Source organism: Rhizobium sp. 0TCS1.26 (assembly GCF_050455525.1).
Classification (GTDB): Bacteria; Pseudomonadota; Alphaproteobacteria; order Rhizobiales; family Rhizobiaceae; genus Neorhizobium.
This window is the reverse complement of the sequence record NZ_JBCIYV010000001.1, coordinates 1,237,958-1,251,729: the sequence shown is the minus strand read 5'-3', so window position 1 is coordinate 1,251,729 and position 13,772 is coordinate 1,237,958. Positions and strand designations below refer to the sequence as shown.

General features: G+C 63.7%; 15 protein-coding genes. 9 read left to right on the top strand and 6 right to left on the bottom strand.

Annotated features, from left to right (window positions below):
• The first annotated feature begins 26 nt into the window (after nt 1-26).
• A complete protein-coding gene (locus AAIH46_RS06195) occupies nt 27-1,115 on the top strand; it encodes a DNA topoisomerase IB (RefSeq protein WP_430304767.1) in 1,089 nt (362 codons plus the stop codon).
• A gap of 93 nt (nt 1,116-1,208) precedes the next feature.
• On the opposite strand, the gene AAIH46_RS06190 is transcribed toward AAIH46_RS06195, so the two are convergent.
• Entirely contained in the window at nt 1,209-1,769 is a 561-nt protein-coding gene (locus AAIH46_RS06190; protein WP_430304766.1) for a type 1 glutamine amidotransferase domain-containing protein, read from the bottom strand.
• 38 nt (nt 1,770-1,807) lie between these two features.
• Nucleotides 1,808-2,008 carry a hypothetical protein gene (locus tag AAIH46_RS06185; RefSeq protein ID WP_430304765.1) on the bottom strand — a complete coding sequence of 67 codons (201 nt, stop codon included), beginning with the start codon at nt 2,006-2,008 and terminating at the stop codon, nt 1,808-1,810.
• Between the two features lie 331 nt (nt 2,009-2,339).
• On the opposite strand from AAIH46_RS06185, the gene coxB reads away from it, so the two are divergent.
• The 5 genes from coxB to AAIH46_RS06160 are packed head-to-tail and all read left to right on the top strand — an operon-like array spanning nt 2,340 to nt 7,886.
• Nucleotides 2,340-3,290, top strand: coding sequence for a cytochrome c oxidase subunit II (gene coxB, locus AAIH46_RS06180; RefSeq protein ID WP_430304764.1), 951 nt, complete (start codon nt 2,340-2,342; stop codon nt 3,288-3,290).
• Complete coding sequence (ctaD, locus tag AAIH46_RS06175) at nt 3,287-5,806, top strand: cytochrome c oxidase subunit I (protein ID WP_430304763.1); 2,520 nt, start codon at nt 3,287-3,289, stop codon at nt 5,804-5,806. The genes coxB and ctaD overlap by 4 nt, the downstream gene beginning before the upstream one ends.
• 3 nt (nt 5,807-5,809) lie before the next feature.
• Nucleotides 5,810-6,193 carry a hypothetical protein gene (locus AAIH46_RS06170; RefSeq protein WP_430304761.1) on the top strand — a complete coding sequence of 128 codons (384 nt, stop codon included), beginning with the start codon at nt 5,810-5,812 and terminating at the stop codon, nt 6,191-6,193.
• Complete coding sequence (locus AAIH46_RS06165) at nt 6,190-6,825, top strand: cytochrome c oxidase assembly protein (protein WP_430304759.1); 636 nt, start codon at nt 6,190-6,192, stop codon at nt 6,823-6,825. Before AAIH46_RS06170 ends, AAIH46_RS06165 begins: the two co-directional genes overlap by 4 nt.
• On the top strand, nt 6,825-7,886 hold the full coding sequence (locus AAIH46_RS06160; protein WP_430304758.1) for a c-type cytochrome: 1,062 nt from the start codon (nt 6,825-6,827) through the stop codon (nt 7,884-7,886). Before AAIH46_RS06165 ends, AAIH46_RS06160 begins: the two co-directional genes overlap by 1 nt.
• 322 nt (nt 7,887-8,208) lie before the next feature.
• On the opposite strand, the gene AAIH46_RS06155 is transcribed toward AAIH46_RS06160, so the two are convergent.
• Nucleotides 8,209-8,487 (bottom strand): hypothetical protein, encoded by a 279-nt coding sequence (locus AAIH46_RS06155; RefSeq protein WP_430304757.1) that lies wholly within the window; start codon nt 8,485-8,487, stop codon nt 8,209-8,211.
• 113 nt (nt 8,488-8,600) lie between these two features.
• Here AAIH46_RS06155 and AAIH46_RS06150 point away from each other — a divergent pair, with 113 nt between their 5' ends.
• From AAIH46_RS06150 to glgX, 3 genes are all read left to right on the top strand, one after another.
• Nucleotides 8,601-8,879, top strand: a complete 279-nt coding sequence (locus tag AAIH46_RS06150) for a hypothetical protein (protein WP_430304756.1) — start codon at nt 8,601-8,603, stop codon at nt 8,877-8,879.
• Nucleotides 8,876-9,073, top strand: a complete 198-nt coding sequence (locus tag AAIH46_RS06145; protein WP_430304755.1) for a hypothetical protein — start codon at nt 8,876-8,878, stop codon at nt 9,071-9,073. The genes AAIH46_RS06150 and AAIH46_RS06145 overlap by 4 nt, the downstream gene beginning before the upstream one ends.
• A gap of 77 nt (nt 9,074-9,150) precedes the next feature.
• On the top strand, nt 9,151-11,229 hold the full coding sequence (glgX, locus tag AAIH46_RS06140; protein WP_430304754.1) for a glycogen debranching protein GlgX: 2,079 nt from the start codon (nt 9,151-9,153) through the stop codon (nt 11,227-11,229).
• A 79-nt stretch (nt 11,230-11,308) separates the two neighbouring features.
• Here the strand turns inward: glgX and AAIH46_RS06135 are convergent, their stop codons facing one another.
• Genes AAIH46_RS06135 through AAIH46_RS06125 form a run of 3 tightly spaced genes read right to left on the bottom strand, consistent with a single transcriptional unit; the run spans nt 11,309 to nt 13,766 of the window.
• Nucleotides 11,309-11,692, bottom strand: coding sequence for a hypothetical protein (locus AAIH46_RS06135; RefSeq protein WP_430304753.1), 384 nt, complete (start codon nt 11,690-11,692; stop codon nt 11,309-11,311).
• Entirely contained in the window at nt 11,689-12,549 is an 861-nt protein-coding gene (locus tag AAIH46_RS06130; RefSeq protein WP_430304752.1) for an extradiol ring-cleavage dioxygenase, read from the bottom strand. Before AAIH46_RS06130 ends, AAIH46_RS06135 begins: the two co-directional genes overlap by 4 nt.
• A 38-nt stretch (nt 12,550-12,587) precedes the next feature.
• Complete coding sequence (locus AAIH46_RS06125) at nt 12,588-13,766, bottom strand: CaiB/BaiF CoA transferase family protein (protein ID WP_430304751.1); 1,179 nt, start codon at nt 13,764-13,766, stop codon at nt 12,588-12,590.
• Nucleotides 13,767-13,772 lie beyond the last annotated feature (6 nt).

The following is a 13,772-nucleotide window of genomic DNA, read 5'->3' as shown; positions in this document are numbered from 1 at the left end:
ACCGCGCGCCGCCGCGTTGGGCGGCAATGGACGTCACACGCACTCTCGATCCCCTTGCCCCCTCCCTTGCCGAGATCGGCCTGACCTATGTCAGCGATGCCGAGCCCGGGATACGCCGCCTGCGCAAGGGGCGGGGCTTCTGCTACCGGATGCCCGACGGCACGCTTGTCTGCGAAGGGCCGGAGAAGCAGCGGATCACCGCGCTCGGGCTGCCGCCGGCCTACGACAACGTCTGGATATGCCTCGATCCGCGCGGCCACCTGCAGGCGACGGGTCTCGATGCGCGCGGCAGAAAGCAGTACCGCTATCATGCCGCCTGGCAGGCCTTCCGCAGCGAACTCAAATACGACCAGCTGATCCGCTTCGGCGAAGCGCTGCCGCGGATCCGCCGGCGGGTGCAGCGCGACCTCAACCTCGGGCTCGACCATCCTGAGGCGGTGCTGGCGGCGCTCGTGGCGCTGATGGATGCGACGCATCTGCGCGTCGGCAATCGCGCCTATGCCAAGGAAAACAAGACCTACGGTGCGACGACCCTGCTCAAGCGCCACATGAGCATGTCGGAGGATTCGGTGGTGCTGAAGTTTACCGCCAAGGGCGGCAAGCGCGTTCGGCACACCATTCGCCATCCGCGGCTCCAGCGGATCTTCGAAGAGATCGCCGATCTGCCGGGCCGCCAGCTGTTCTCCTGGCCGGACGAAGACGGTACGCCCCATGCGATCGATTCAGGACGCCTCAACGCCTACCTTGCCGGGGCAGCGGGCCTGTCGGTGTCGGCCAAGACTTTTCGTACCTGGGGCGGCAGCCTTGCGGCCTTCGGTGCCGCACGTCAGGCGCATGCCGACGGCGAGAAGATCAGGATCAAGATGCTGACCACGGCCGCGTCGGAGAAGCTGCAGAACACACCCACCGTCTGTCGCAACAGCTACATCCACCCGTCCATCCTTGCGTTGTCGGAGGATCCGAGCCCGCTGGAAGCGCTGGTCGGGGATCCGCTGCGGGCGCAGGCAAAGCTGACCGGGTTGCGTGCCGACGAACAACGCATGCTGTCGTTCCTGATGGATGCGGCAGATGCCACCAAGGCGGCCCTGGTGGAGGCGGTTACCGAACCGAGCTGAGAACCTCGGATCCGATTTTCCTGTCCGCTTCGAACGACACAACGAGAAAAGGCCGCGCACCGGGCGCGGCCTTTCGTCAATCTTTCCGTCGGATCAGGCAGCGCGTCGCTCGTGGCGGCCTTCCTGCACTTCCTCGACGATCTTGGCGACGAAGGCCTGCAGATCCTTCGGCGAACGCGAGGTAATGATGCCCTGATCGGTCACCACTTCCTTGTCCTCCCAGGTCGCGCCGGCATTGCGCACGTCGGTCTGGATGGACGCGAAGGACGTTGCCTTGCGGCCACGCAGCGCGTCGGCCTCAACCAGCAGCCAGGGACCATGGCAGATTGCCGCCACCGGCTTGCCGCTGCTGACGAAATCTCGGACGATCTGAACGGCCTGCTTGTCGGTGCGCAGCACGTCCGGATTGATCTGGCCGCCCGGAATAACCAGCGCGTGGTAATCTTCGATCTTGACGTCGGCGACGGTCAGATCGACGGCCACGCTGTCACCCCAGTCGGTCTCGTCCCAGCTCTTGATCTCGCCGGCCTTCAGCGAGGCGATCTTGACGTCTGCACCCTGCTTGCGCAGTTCCTCAAGCGGGACGCGAAGTTCGGAACGTTCGTAGCCGTCGGTGGCGAGGATGAGGATCTTGGCGGATTTGATGTCGGTCATATCTTATTCCTTGTCTTTATTCCGGTTTGATGGCCGCCTCAGAGGCGGCCGGTCGAGAGGTCGCGGCCATTGATCGAAGCGGGAACGCTGATCTCGTCGCGCGGCCGCCGCGGTAGCGGCAGTTCCACATGGTCGGGTACCACCACATGAAGATTGGTGATTGCCGGCGTGTCCGCCTTCCGTCGCTCGGCCTTCTGTCGATCGAGAAAGTCGGTTGCCTTGCGAATAAATTCACGCATGTCTTCCTCCCGTGTGTGACCGAGCGGCCCGCCTCCCGTGTGTGACCGAGCGGCCCGCGGCCTCTCTGTGGTGTTAACCGTCGGGGCGGCGCCTGGTTCCAAATTCGAAAAAAACGAGATCCGGCGCGGAACAAATTCAAAGTTGCGACGTTAGCGCTCGATCATATGCCGATCACTCGGCGCCGAATTTCCATCCCGAGCCGCAGGGGCACGAATGCACGATGACCGCTTGACCGGCGTATGCCGGCCAATCCGATCACCAGTCACCCGTTGGAAATCGCGTCTTTCAGCCGCCGCCTTTCTTTCCGTCAGCCTGAGCTCGTGTTCCGGGGTGCAGTCGGCGCTTGATCCTGCCGGATCGGAGGCCTCTGCGGTCGCGACGCTGTTCTGGGTCATGGTGGTCGGCGGCGGCGTGATATGGCTCGGCGTGATCGGCCTGATGATCTACGCCAGCCGCAAGTCGCGCTCTTTGATGGGCGAGGCCGGTGCGTCAAAGGTCATCTTCTTCGGCGGCGTGGCGTTCCCCGTCGTCGTCCTGGCCGGTCTGTTGAGCTATGCCGTGTGGCTAATGCCGGCGATGCGGCCCTGGTTCGGCGGCGAGGGCGAGGGGCTGCGGCGCATCGAGGTGACCGGCGAGCAGTTCTGGTGGCGGGTGCGCTATCTCGATGCATCGGGAAAGGTGATCCGCGAAAGCGCCAACGAGGTGCGGATGCCGGTGGGCGAGCGGGTGCTCTTCCGGCTCAAGGCAAGCGACGTCATCCACTCGTTCTGGATCCCGTCGATCGGCGGCAAGATGGACGCCATTCCCGGACGCATCAACGAACTGCAGCTGATGGCGACGAAGCCCGGCTCCTATCGCGGCGTCTGTGCCGAGTTCTGCGGCACCTCGCATGCGCTGATGGCATTTACCGTCCAGGCAATGCCGGCGGCCGAGCTTGACACCTGGCTGGCTGCGGCGCCGGCGCCTGCCGTTTCGCCCACCCCCGGAGGTCCGGCGCCGGCAGATCCTGCTCCCGGCCTGGCGCTCTTCCTGCGGCACGGCTGTGCGGCCTGTCATGCGATCGACGGGACAGAGGCCGAAGGCCGGATCGGTCCCGACCTGACGCGGTTCGGCCAGCGTCCGACGATCGGTGCCGGAACGCTGCCCAACACGCAGGAGAACCTCGTTCGCTTCATCCGCGCGCCGGACCAGATCAAGCCGAATGTTCGCATGCCCGCCTATGGAATGCTGCCGGAGGATGAGCTTGCTGCCATCGCCGAATATCTGAGGGGACTGGAATGACCGTCGAACTGGGACCGCTGCTGCCTCAGCAAGAGCGCGCGGCGCAGGAGACGCGGTTGCGCGACGTCTGGCGCACGCCCTCCGGCTGGCGCTACTGGACCTCCGTCAACAACAGCGAGATCGGCCTGTGGTACGGCTGCACGGCCTTCGCGTTCATGCTGTTTGCCGGCGTACTGGCGCTGATCGTCCGTCTGCAGCTCGCCGTGCCGAACAACGATCTCGTCAGCGCCGATTTCTACAACCAGGCCTTTACGCTGCACGGAACGGTGATGATGTTCCTGTTCGCCGTGCCGATCTTCGAGGCGGTGGCGATCTTCCTCTTGCCGTCGATGCTCGGCTCGCGCGAGCTGCCTTTCCCGCGGCTGTCGGCCTTCGGCTTCTGGAGCTTTGCGATTGGCGGCATCTTCGTCTGCGGCTCGATCTTCTTCGGTGCCGCGCCGAACGGTGGCTGGTTCATGTACCCGCCGCTTGCCACCGACAAGGAACAGATCGGCATCGGTGCCGACATCTGGCTGCTCGGCCTGTCGTTTATCGAGGTGGCATCGATCGCCGCTGCGGTGGAACTTATCGTCGGCATCATGAAGTGCCGGGCGCCCGGTATGCGCGTCAACATGATGCCGCTGTTTGCCTGGTACCTGCTGGTCGTGGCGGGCATGATCCTGTTTGCCTTTCCGCCGCTGATCGCCGGCGACCTGCTGTTCGAGATGCAGCGCATGTTTGACTGGCCATTCTTCGACGCGGCGCGCGGCGGCGACCCGCTCCTGTGGCAGCACCTGTTCTGGATCTTCGGCCACCCGGAGGTCTACATCATCTTCCTGCCGGCCATTGCGCTGATGGCGATGATCGTGCCGACCTTCGCGCAGCGGCCGATCGTCGGATATTCGTGGATCGTGCTGGCGGCGGTCGGCACCGGCTTCCTCAGTTTCGGCCTGTGGGTCCACCACATGTTCGCAACCGGCTTGCCGCAGATCTCGCTTGCCTTCTTCTCGGCGGCATCCGAGGCCGTCGTCATTCCGACCGGCGTGCAGATCTTCGTGTTCATCGCCACCATGCTGGCCGGGCGGGTGGTGTTCTCCGTGCCCATGTTGTTCGGTGCCGGCGGGCTCGCGATCTTCATCATCGGCGGCCTGACCGGGGTGATGGTGGCGCTCGTGCCGTTCGACTGGCAGGCGCACGACACCTATTTCGTCGTCGCCCACCTGCACTATGTGCTGATCGGCGGCATGCTGTTTCCGGTCACTGCCGGCATCTACTATTTCTACCCGTTCTTTGCGGGCAAGAAGCTCTCCGACCGGCTTGGCAAAATCTCTTTCTGGCTGATGTTCGTCGGCTTCAACGTCGCCTTCTTCCCAATGCATTTCGTCGGCCTTCGGGGAATGCCGCGACGCGTCTTCACCTATCCGGCCGACATGGGCTGGGACTGGATGAACCTGATCTCCACTGTCGGCGCCTTCATCTTTGCCGCGGGTTTCGCGCTCGTCGTGGCTGACGTGCTGCGGCCGAAGAGACGCGTGCCGTCGGCGCCCGACAATCCGTGGAACGCCGGCACGATGGAGTGGCTGAACCAGAGGGACGAGACCTGGGGCCTACGGTCGATCCCGATCGTCAACAGCCGCTATCCGCTCTGGGACCAGCCAGATCTGCGCCGCAACATCGAGGACGGGCGCTACTATCTGCCGGACGCCGAGACCGGGCACCGCGAGACGCTGGTCACCTCGGTCCTCGATGGCGAGCCTATCCAGGTGTTGCGCGTCGGCGGTTCGTCGATCGTGACGATGGTCGCTGCGGCGATGCTGGGCGGCGTGTTCATCTCGATGACCTACGAGTGGTGGTGGATCACCATTGGCTGCAGCGTCGGCACGCTCATCGCCATTCTCTACTGGCTATGGACCGGCACCGCGCAGATCCCGGAGGCCGACGATCGCGAGGTCGGACTCGGACAGAGTTTCCCCCTCTATGTCTCCGGCCCGGCATCGGTCGGCTGGTGGGCGATGTTCATCACCATGGTCGGCGACTGGACCGCCTTCGCCAGTCTGGTCTTCGGCTATTTCTTCTACTGGACGCTGCACGACGATTTTACCGCAGGCATTGCCGGGCCGGGGATGTTCTGGCCGGTCGTCGCCGGTGCGCTCTTCCTGTTCGCCTGGATCGCCATGCTGTTCGCCCGTTCCACCAACGATCATGATCGGGTGTGGGCGACACGACTGCTGCTGATCGGCTCGGCTATCCTGACCATCGGCGGGACGCTTGCGGGCTTCCAGGGACCGCTGAGCTACGACATGCAGCCGACCCAGCATGTCTATCCGGCAACGGTCTGGGTGCTAGTGATCTGGACAGCTGCACATGCGGCAGTGGCGCTGATCATGCAGCTCTATTGCCTGGCTCGTAGTTTTACCGGCAGGATGACCGGCAAGTACGATCAGGACATTCGCAACGTCGTGCTCTTCTGGCATTTCATGGCGTTCACCGCGATTGCCACCTTCGCCATCATCGGCCTCTTCCCGAGCCTGAGGTAAGCCATGAAAAGCTTCATCCCTCGCGAAGTCGAAACGCTCTGGACGCTGTTCACAGCGCCGACGGTCTGGGCGCTGCACTTCCTCGTCTGCTACGTCGTAATGGCGATCTACTGCGCCAAGCCAGGGTTCTTAGGCCTTGGCTTCAACGACTACCGATGGATCCTCGGCGCGTTCACCCTGGCATCGCTCGCCTTCATCGTGTTTGCCGGCTACCTCGCCTGGCGGCAGTGGGGTTTTGGCTCCGGCGATCCCCCACACGATGAACCGACGGAGCATGATCGCCGGCTCTTCCAGGGTTTTGCGACGCTGCTGCTGTGCGGTCTCAGCTTCGTCGCCGTCTTCTACACGTCGATCCCGCTGATCTTCCTGGCGGAGTGCCAGGCATGAAGCGAATCTGCCTGATCGCCGGTCTTGCACTTCTGGTCCTGGCCTGGATGCTGCTCGCGATCGAGAACGCTGCCTCGTTCTCAGTGCACATGATCGTCCACATGGCGGTTGTGGCCGGCGCGGCACCGCTGATCGCCATTGGTATCTCCGGAACGCGCCATGATTTTGTCGCCCGACTGCCGATGGTGACGCCGATCTCGGCCTCGATGATCGAACTGGTCGTGGTCTGGGGCTGGCATCTTCCGGCGCTGCGGGCGCTCTCGGAAACATACCCGCTGGTGCGTGCCACCGAGCAGGCATGCTTCCTGATCGGCGGCCTCGTACTCTGGCTCTCTTGCTTCGGCGGCGGCGGTGCCGGGGCAGACGCGCGGCGGCTCGCGGGCACGCTTGGCCTGCTGTTCACCTCCATGCACATGACGCTGCTCGGTGCGCTGCTGTCACTTGCGACACGGCCTCTTTACGGTGCTGGGCTGGTCACCTGCTTCGGCATGACGCTGACGGCAAGCCAGGACCAGCAGGTGGGAGGCGTGGTGATGCTGCTCGTCGGGGCGGCCGTCTACCTGGCAGGCGGAGTGGCGCTTCTTGCCCGCACGCTCGAGGCGCCGCCGGCCGCCAAACACGGGAAGGGCTGATGTTCGTTCGCTGGAAATACCTGATTGCAGCCGCCGTCGTGGCGCCCTTCGTCGGCCTCTTCGTCGCCTGGAGCGGCCTCATCGGCATCGGCGCCAGTTCCGGGCACTGGTCGATCACCGACTGGTTCCTGCACTACACGATGCGCAGTTCGATCCGGACCGCAGCACTCGGAAAGACAGTTCCGCCGCTGGACAGTCCGGAAATGCTGCCGATGGCAGCCGGTCACTACGAGCAGGGCTGTGCCATGTGCCATGGCTCGCCGGCCCGGGCGCGGCCTGCCGTTGTCTTCGGCATGCTGCCGGTGCCGCCGGAGCTTGCACCGCAGGTTCCGACCTGGACCAATGCCCAACTCTTTCAGATCGTCCAGCATGGCGTCCGCTTTACAGGCATGCCGGCCTGGGCGGCCGAGCACCGGGAGGACGAGGTGTGGGCGATGGTCGCCTTTCTGCGCCAGCTTCCGGGCATGGATGCCGCCCGCTACCGGCAGTTGGCGGGGCCTGCGCCGGGTGAACCGGCGGGCCAGGCAGCCGTACTCGGCTGTCAGTCCTGCCATGCGGAGGATCGGCTCAATGGGCGCAGCCTCATCCCAAGCCTTGCCGGCCAGTCGCCGGACTATCTGCGCGACAGCCTCGTCGCCTATCTGGAAGGTGAGCGGCACAGCGGCATTATGCAGACCGCCGTCAATGGCCTGAAGGTTGACGATGCGGGGCGTCTGGCGGCCTACTTTGCCGGACTGCCGCGCAATGGCATTGCGGCTGCAGACAGAAAACCTCGCGGTGCAGATGCTGCTGCGGGTGAACAGCTGGCGCTGCGAGGCCGGCCCGAGAACCAGATCCCCGCCTGCTCGACATGCCACGAAAAAGCTGACGGCAATCCGGCATTCCCACGGCTTTCAGGCCAGAGCGTTCCGTATCTGGCGCAGCAGCTTCGACTGTTTCGGGATGGGTATCGGGGTGGGGGACCGTTCAGCCACCTGATGACACGCGCCGCCGACAATCTGACGGACAAGGACATCGAGGATCTGGCGGCCTATTACGCCGGTCGCGAGGCTGTCCGCTGAGCGGCGTGCCGAGCCGGGCTAGCGGCCCCGGTTCGTCGAACTTGAATGCGCCAGCCCGCCAGGGCTGGCCGTCTCTTCAGACCGGTATGATCAGCATGTAGCAGGTGGCGATTGCCAGAACCAGGCTTGCAGCTTCCATCCATTCGCGCGTCATGTCCACACTCCCTTGTGTCTTGTGCTGCCGAAACGGACAATCTGCCTTTCCGGTTCCACACAATCGCCACAGGTGTGAAAAATGCGTTGAGATCCTGTCAGAATGATGACAGGCGCAGCCGATGGGGTGGCTGCGGCCGGATGCTCCGGCCGCTCAAGGGATGGTCCGTCAGGCCATCCGGCGCAGTGCTGCCGCGCGGGCGCGTGCCGCCTCAAGGATGGAACGGATCTCGTTCGCAGCCGACTGTTCGATGGCAAAGCTCGCATCGGGCATGACGCCTGGATCCTCCTCGTTATCCTTGAAAGTGGCGTCTTCCGACAGCCTGCGGGTGAACGACTGGATGCTCTCGGCGCCTCCGAGCAGTGCCGCGACAAAGTCGATCAGCAGTTCGCGATGGGCGTTCAGCCGGCCTTCCAGCGATTCAGAACTCGATAGTGCCAGGTCCATGATGTGTTCTCCTCATCCATCAGTCTCTTCAACCTAGTGCGGCATCGTCGTGAGGGAACAATGCGGCGCGGCGGAAAGTTTACCCGGCAGATAAAAGGTTCAGGAGAAACACCATGTCTGGATTAGCGACCGCTGGAACCGCGCCTCCGGGCCGCGACGTGCGCGATCGTCTCATTCTCGCGCTCTATGCCCAGCTGAAGGCCGAGCGGGCGACGCGCGAGGCGCTGGAATATGTCATCCGCAACGGCGCCATTTCGCCGGAAGTGCTGGAAGCTATCGCCGGCGATCCGGTTCCGGCAGCAAGCGAGGCAGATATCGCCGCCGTCGAGAAGGTCGTTGCCTTCGACCGCCGGAAGGCGGATCGGACGGCCGTCAAGGAGGTCAGCCGATGAAGAGGTTCCTGATCGTCGGTGCCGCCGTGGCGCTGCTGGCGGGTTGCGATTCCAGCGACAATACGCAGCAGGATCCAATCGACAATACACCGCCGCCGAGCACCACCGGCGCCAACCCTGCGCCGGCCAGCCGGGACCCGACGCCTGAATCTGGAAGAGGCGGCGACGTCCCCTCGACCTCTCCCCGGCCTTAGGCTCGTTTCCGCAACTGCGTGGGAACGAAAGCTGCGGTCGCGCTTTGTTGGGGCACGAATTTCGAAGAAGGTGCGGCATGGACAGCAGATCAACCAACTTTACCGTCGAATCCGGTTCCTGGCTCCAGCTCGGAGCCAATTATGATGGCCAGGGAACCAACTTTGCCATCTTCTCCGCGCATGCCGAACGTGTCGAACTCTGCCTTTTCGATCCGACCGGCAAGACGGAGATCGGTCGCGTCGAGCTCCCCGAATACACGCACGAGATCTGGCACGGCTATCTGCCGGGCGTGAAGCCGGGCCAGCTTTATGGCTACCGCGTGCACGGCCCGTTCGATCCGGAAAACGGTCATCGCTTCAACCCGAACAAGCTGCTCGTCGACCCTTACGCTCGCGAACTGGTCGGCAAGTTCGAGTGGAACGATGCGCATTTCGCCTATGACCTGCTGCACGAAGACAAGGACCTGACGTTCGACCAGCGCGACAGCGCCCCGTTCACGCCGAAGTGCCGGGTCATTGATCCGTACGCGTTCGACTGGAGCGGCGATAATCGCCCGAGCGTCAGCTGGCCGTCGACGGTTCTCTACGAAACCCACGTGAAGGGCTTCACCAAGCTGAACCCGGCGATCCCGGAAAACATGCGCGGCACGTTCGACGGCATGGGCCACAAGGCCACCGTCGACTACATCAAGAGCCTCGGCATCACCTCGGTCGAGCTCATGCCGGTGCACGAGTTTCCCGACGACCAGCACCTTCTGGACAGGGGGCTCCACAATTTCTGGGGCTACAACACGATCGGCTTCTTCGCGCCGTCCTCGCGTTATTACGGCCCGTCGGGCATCCAGGGCTTCCGCGACATGGTGCGGTCCTTCCACGATGCCGGCATCGAGGTCGTCCTCGATGTGGTCTACAACCACACGGCCGAAGGCAACGAGCTCGGGCCGACGCTGTCGTTCAAGGGTATCGACAACTTCTCCTACTACCGCACGCTGCCCGACAATCACCGCTACTACATCAACGACACCGGCACTGGTAACACCGTAAACACCTCGCATCCACGCGTTCTGCAGATGGTGCTGGATTCGCTGCGCTATTGGGTCGAGCACATGCATGTGGACGGCTTCCGTTTCGACCTCGGAACGATCCTCGGCCGCGAGCCCGAAGGGTTCGACGAACGCGGCGGCTTCTTCGATGCGATCACCCAGGATCCGACCCTGTCGAAGGTCAAGCTGATCGGCGAGCCCTGGGACATCGGTCCGGGCGGCTATCAGGTCGGTGGCTTCCCGCCGGGCTGGGCCGAGTGGAACGACAAGTATCGCGACACGACCCGCGAATACTGGAAGGGCGACAACGTCCCGACGGACTTTGCCGCGCGCCTGCTCGGCTCCGGCGATCTCTACGACCAGCGCGGTCGCCGTCCGTGGGCAAGCGTCAACTTCATCACCGCCCATGACGGCTTCACGCTGAACGACGTGGTCTCGTACAACGAGAAGCACAACGAGGCGAACGGCGAAGATAACAATGACGGCCACAACGACAACCGCAGCTACAACTACGGTGAAGAAGGCCCGACCGAAGACGAGAACATCATCGCAGTGCGCGACCGCCAGAAGCGCAACTTCCTCGCGACGCTGTTCTTCTCGCACGGTACGCCGATGCTGCTTGCCGGCGACGAGTTCGGTCGCAGCCAGATGGGCAACAATAACGGCTACTGCCAGGACAGCGAGATTTCCTGGGTACACTGGGAAAACCTGCCGGAAAGCTGCGAGGAGCTTCGCGACTTCACGCGCCGGCTGATCACGTTGCGCCGCGAGCAGCCGCTGCTGCGCCGCGAGAACTGGCGCGACGGCATGGACATCAAGTGGTTCAATGCCGGCGGCGGCTTCCAGACTGCGGAGCAGTGGGACGAAGGCTCGACCATCGGTCTCTATATCGGCCGCGGCGACCTCCAGGAGGAGGAAGGCGTCTGGCACGACGTGCTGCTGCTGTTCAACCCGTTCGAAGGCAATGTGCCGTTCCGCATTCCGCAGTTCGGCGAGGGCGGCTGGGTGCTGGAGCTGACGACGTCCGACGTCAACAAGCGCGGCCAGGTCATCACCCGGGAGCGGGACTTCGAACTCGAAGGCCGCAGCCTGGCGCTGTTCCGCCGCGCCTGATCTCGACTGTCATCTAAACTGCTGCGGCCGCCCATCGGGCGGCCGTTTGCGTTCGTGCTTGGAGACTGTCTTTGCGTGCCTAGATGCTCGCGGCCTGCCACATGGCAACGGTCGGATAGTCCTTGCCCGTCCAGTGGTGGAGCTTCTCGGCGTATTCGCGCTGGAAGGACAAGGGCCCGCTCTTTGCCATGTAATCCTCGTCGTAGATGGCGATGAAGATCGTCAGCGACAGGAAGAAATGGGCGCCCATCTCGAACAGCGTCACGTAGTCGTGGTTGATCAGCGCCTCGCGTTCGGCATCCGTCAGCGAATGGACGGTCGACAGTTCCGCATCGTTGAGACGCGGGCCGATCGACTGCTCCCAGCTGGCCACCAGACTGCGTGGATCTTCCTTGTAGCGGCGCAGCAGCTCCGGGTCCCGGTCGACGGTGAAGAGGAACTTGTTCACATAGTATTTGCTCATGCCGCAGCTCCTTCCGGATACCAAGTGAAGTAGGCTTCCATCGTGTGGAAGAGGTCAAGATTGTCGTGGTAGGCGGTCGGCGTGGGGCCGGCGATGCCCATCATCAGGATCAGGTCCATGAAGCCGTGCGTGGCATTGCCGCTCTTCGTCATGCTGTCGTGGGTGACGTTTTCGAGGATCGCCTCGATGTTGCCGGTGGACAGCCATTCGATCGCGTTGCGGTCGAATTCCGGGTCCGGGCCGGTCTCCTTGAACTGGCGCGGGCCGCCAAGTTCCAGCGACAGGTGGCCGCTGCCGATCGCCGCGATCCGCTTGTCGCTGGGGAAGGCGTCGATGACCTCGCGGATCGCCCGCCCGAGGTCCCAGAAACGCTTGGGCGAGGGAAGCGGCGGCGCGAAGATGTTGGTGTAGATCGGCACGACCGGAAGGTCGGCTTGCGGCCGTGTGGTGATGATCGGGCAGATGATCGAGTGATCGAGCTTCAGTTCGTGGCTGAAGGAGAAGTCGAAGCCGCGATCCATCAGGCCGCGATGCATGAATTCGGAGAGTTCCTCATGGCCTTCGAGCACGTATTTCGGCAGCCCGAACTCGCGCTCCTCGTTGTAGAAGGTCGCGTCGTAGCGGGGCGCCTTGCCGATCATGAAGGTCGGATAGTTGTCGAGGAAGAACTGGTGGAAGTGGTCCGAGCCGATCATCACCAGGATGTCCGGCTTGGCGCGGGTCAGCGTCTCGCGATAGGCCTCGATCTTGCGCTTCCATTCGGGCGCCTGCGGGATCTGCTGTTCCGGCGGCATGGTTGTCGCCTTCAGGTAAAAGGGGTGGTGCGTGGTCGCAAGGACCGCTGCCAAAGTTGCCATGTTCTCCTCCCAAGTGCTTCGTCTGTCGGACCTGATGATCAATGAGCCGGCGCGGCCGGCTGCATTTCCGGCCACTTTTGCGGATCGCTTCCCAGTGCCGAGCGGATCTGGTCGCCATGCTGGTTGACGACCGGTGCGGCGCGCACGGTGCTGGCGTGCTTGCCGTCGAACGAATAGGCCGGCCGGACCGTCTGCTCGGCGCCCTCGATGCGTCCCGCGACCGGCACGAACATGCCCAGATGCTGCGCCTGCGGATCGTTGACCACCTCGGATATGCTGTTGATCGGCGCGAAGGGCACATCGAAGCGGTCGAACCGCTCCAGCCATTCGTCGCGATTGCGGGTCGCGAAGATGGCGTTGAGTTCGGCGCTCAGCGCCTCGTAGTTGTCGATCCGCTTCAGGCGCTGCGAGAACCGTTCGTCGGCGGCAAGCGCCTGGCCGTCGACCGCCTCGACAAGCGCATCCCAGAACTTGTCGAGAGACGACAGGTGGAAGGCGAATAGCTTGTCATCCTTGCAGCGGACGATGAAGGCCTGTGCCAGGCGAGGGCGGTCGACGCCGCTCGGTTCCTCGCCGAGCGCGAAATAGCCCATGAACGGCTCGACGGCGAAATGCATCATCGCCTCGATCATCGAGATGTCGATGCGCTTGCCCTTGCCGGTCACGCCGCGCTCCACCAGTGCCGCCGATATGCCGAGCGCGGCATAGATGCCGGTGATCGCATCGGCGAGCGCTGGGCCGATGAAGCGCGGCTGCTGCGGATCGATGGCGACGCTGAGAAAACCGCTGACGGCCTGCGCGACCGAATCGTAGACCGGACGCTGCGCATAAGGACCATCCGGCCCGAAGCCGCTGATCGAGCAGTAGATCAGTTTCGGGTTGATCCGGGCGAGCGTCTCGTAATCGGCCCCGAAGCGGCCGGCGGCGCCGGGCCTGAAATTCTGGATGTAGACGTCCGCCTGGGCGATCAGCTGGTAGAAGACGTCGCGGTCCTCGTCGTTCTTGAGATCAAGGCCGATCGCCCGCTTGTTGCGGTTGTAGGCCTGGAAATGGGCGCTGTAGAAGCCTGTCTTGAAGCTGCGGTAGGGGTCCCCGTTGCCGGGAGATTCGATCTTGATGACGTCGGCGCCGAGATCGGCGAGCATCATGCCGGCGCAGGGGCCGGTGATGAAGGTGCCCTGTTCGACGATGCGGATGTGATTGAGTGCGGTCAGCATGTCCGG

Coding starts and splice junctions, on each gene's coding strand:
- AAIH46_RS06195 (WP_430304767.1), top strand. CDS start 27: ATGGACGTCACACGCACTCTCGATCCCCTTGCCCCCTCCCTTGCCGAG.
- AAIH46_RS06190 (WP_430304766.1), bottom strand. CDS start 1,769: ATGACCGACATCAAATCCGCCAAGATCCTCATCCTCGCCACCGACGGC.
- AAIH46_RS06185 (WP_430304765.1), bottom strand. CDS start 2,008: ATGCGTGAATTTATTCGCAAGGCAACCGACTTTCTCGATCGACAGAAG.
- ctaD (WP_430304763.1), top strand. CDS start 3,287: ATGACCGTCGAACTGGGACCGCTGCTGCCTCAGCAAGAGCGCGCGGCG.
- AAIH46_RS06170 (WP_430304761.1), top strand. CDS start 5,810: ATGAAAAGCTTCATCCCTCGCGAAGTCGAAACGCTCTGGACGCTGTTC.
- AAIH46_RS06165 (WP_430304759.1), top strand. CDS start 6,190: ATGAAGCGAATCTGCCTGATCGCCGGTCTTGCACTTCTGGTCCTGGCC.
- AAIH46_RS06160 (WP_430304758.1), top strand. CDS start 6,825: ATGTTCGTTCGCTGGAAATACCTGATTGCAGCCGCCGTCGTGGCGCCC.
- AAIH46_RS06155 (WP_430304757.1), bottom strand. CDS start 8,487: ATGGACCTGGCACTATCGAGTTCTGAATCGCTGGAAGGCCGGCTGAAC.
- AAIH46_RS06150 (WP_430304756.1), top strand. CDS start 8,601: ATGTCTGGATTAGCGACCGCTGGAACCGCGCCTCCGGGCCGCGACGTG.
- AAIH46_RS06145 (WP_430304755.1), top strand. CDS start 8,876: ATGAAGAGGTTCCTGATCGTCGGTGCCGCCGTGGCGCTGCTGGCGGGT.
- glgX (WP_430304754.1), top strand. CDS start 9,151: ATGGACAGCAGATCAACCAACTTTACCGTCGAATCCGGTTCCTGGCTC.
- AAIH46_RS06135 (WP_430304753.1), bottom strand. CDS start 11,692: ATGAGCAAATACTATGTGAACAAGTTCCTCTTCACCGTCGACCGGGAC.
- AAIH46_RS06130 (WP_430304752.1), bottom strand. CDS start 12,549: ATGGCAACTTTGGCAGCGGTCCTTGCGACCACGCACCACCCCTTTTAC.
- AAIH46_RS06125 (WP_430304751.1), bottom strand. CDS start 13,766: ATGCTGACCGCACTCAATCACATCCGCATCGTCGAACAGGGCACCTTC.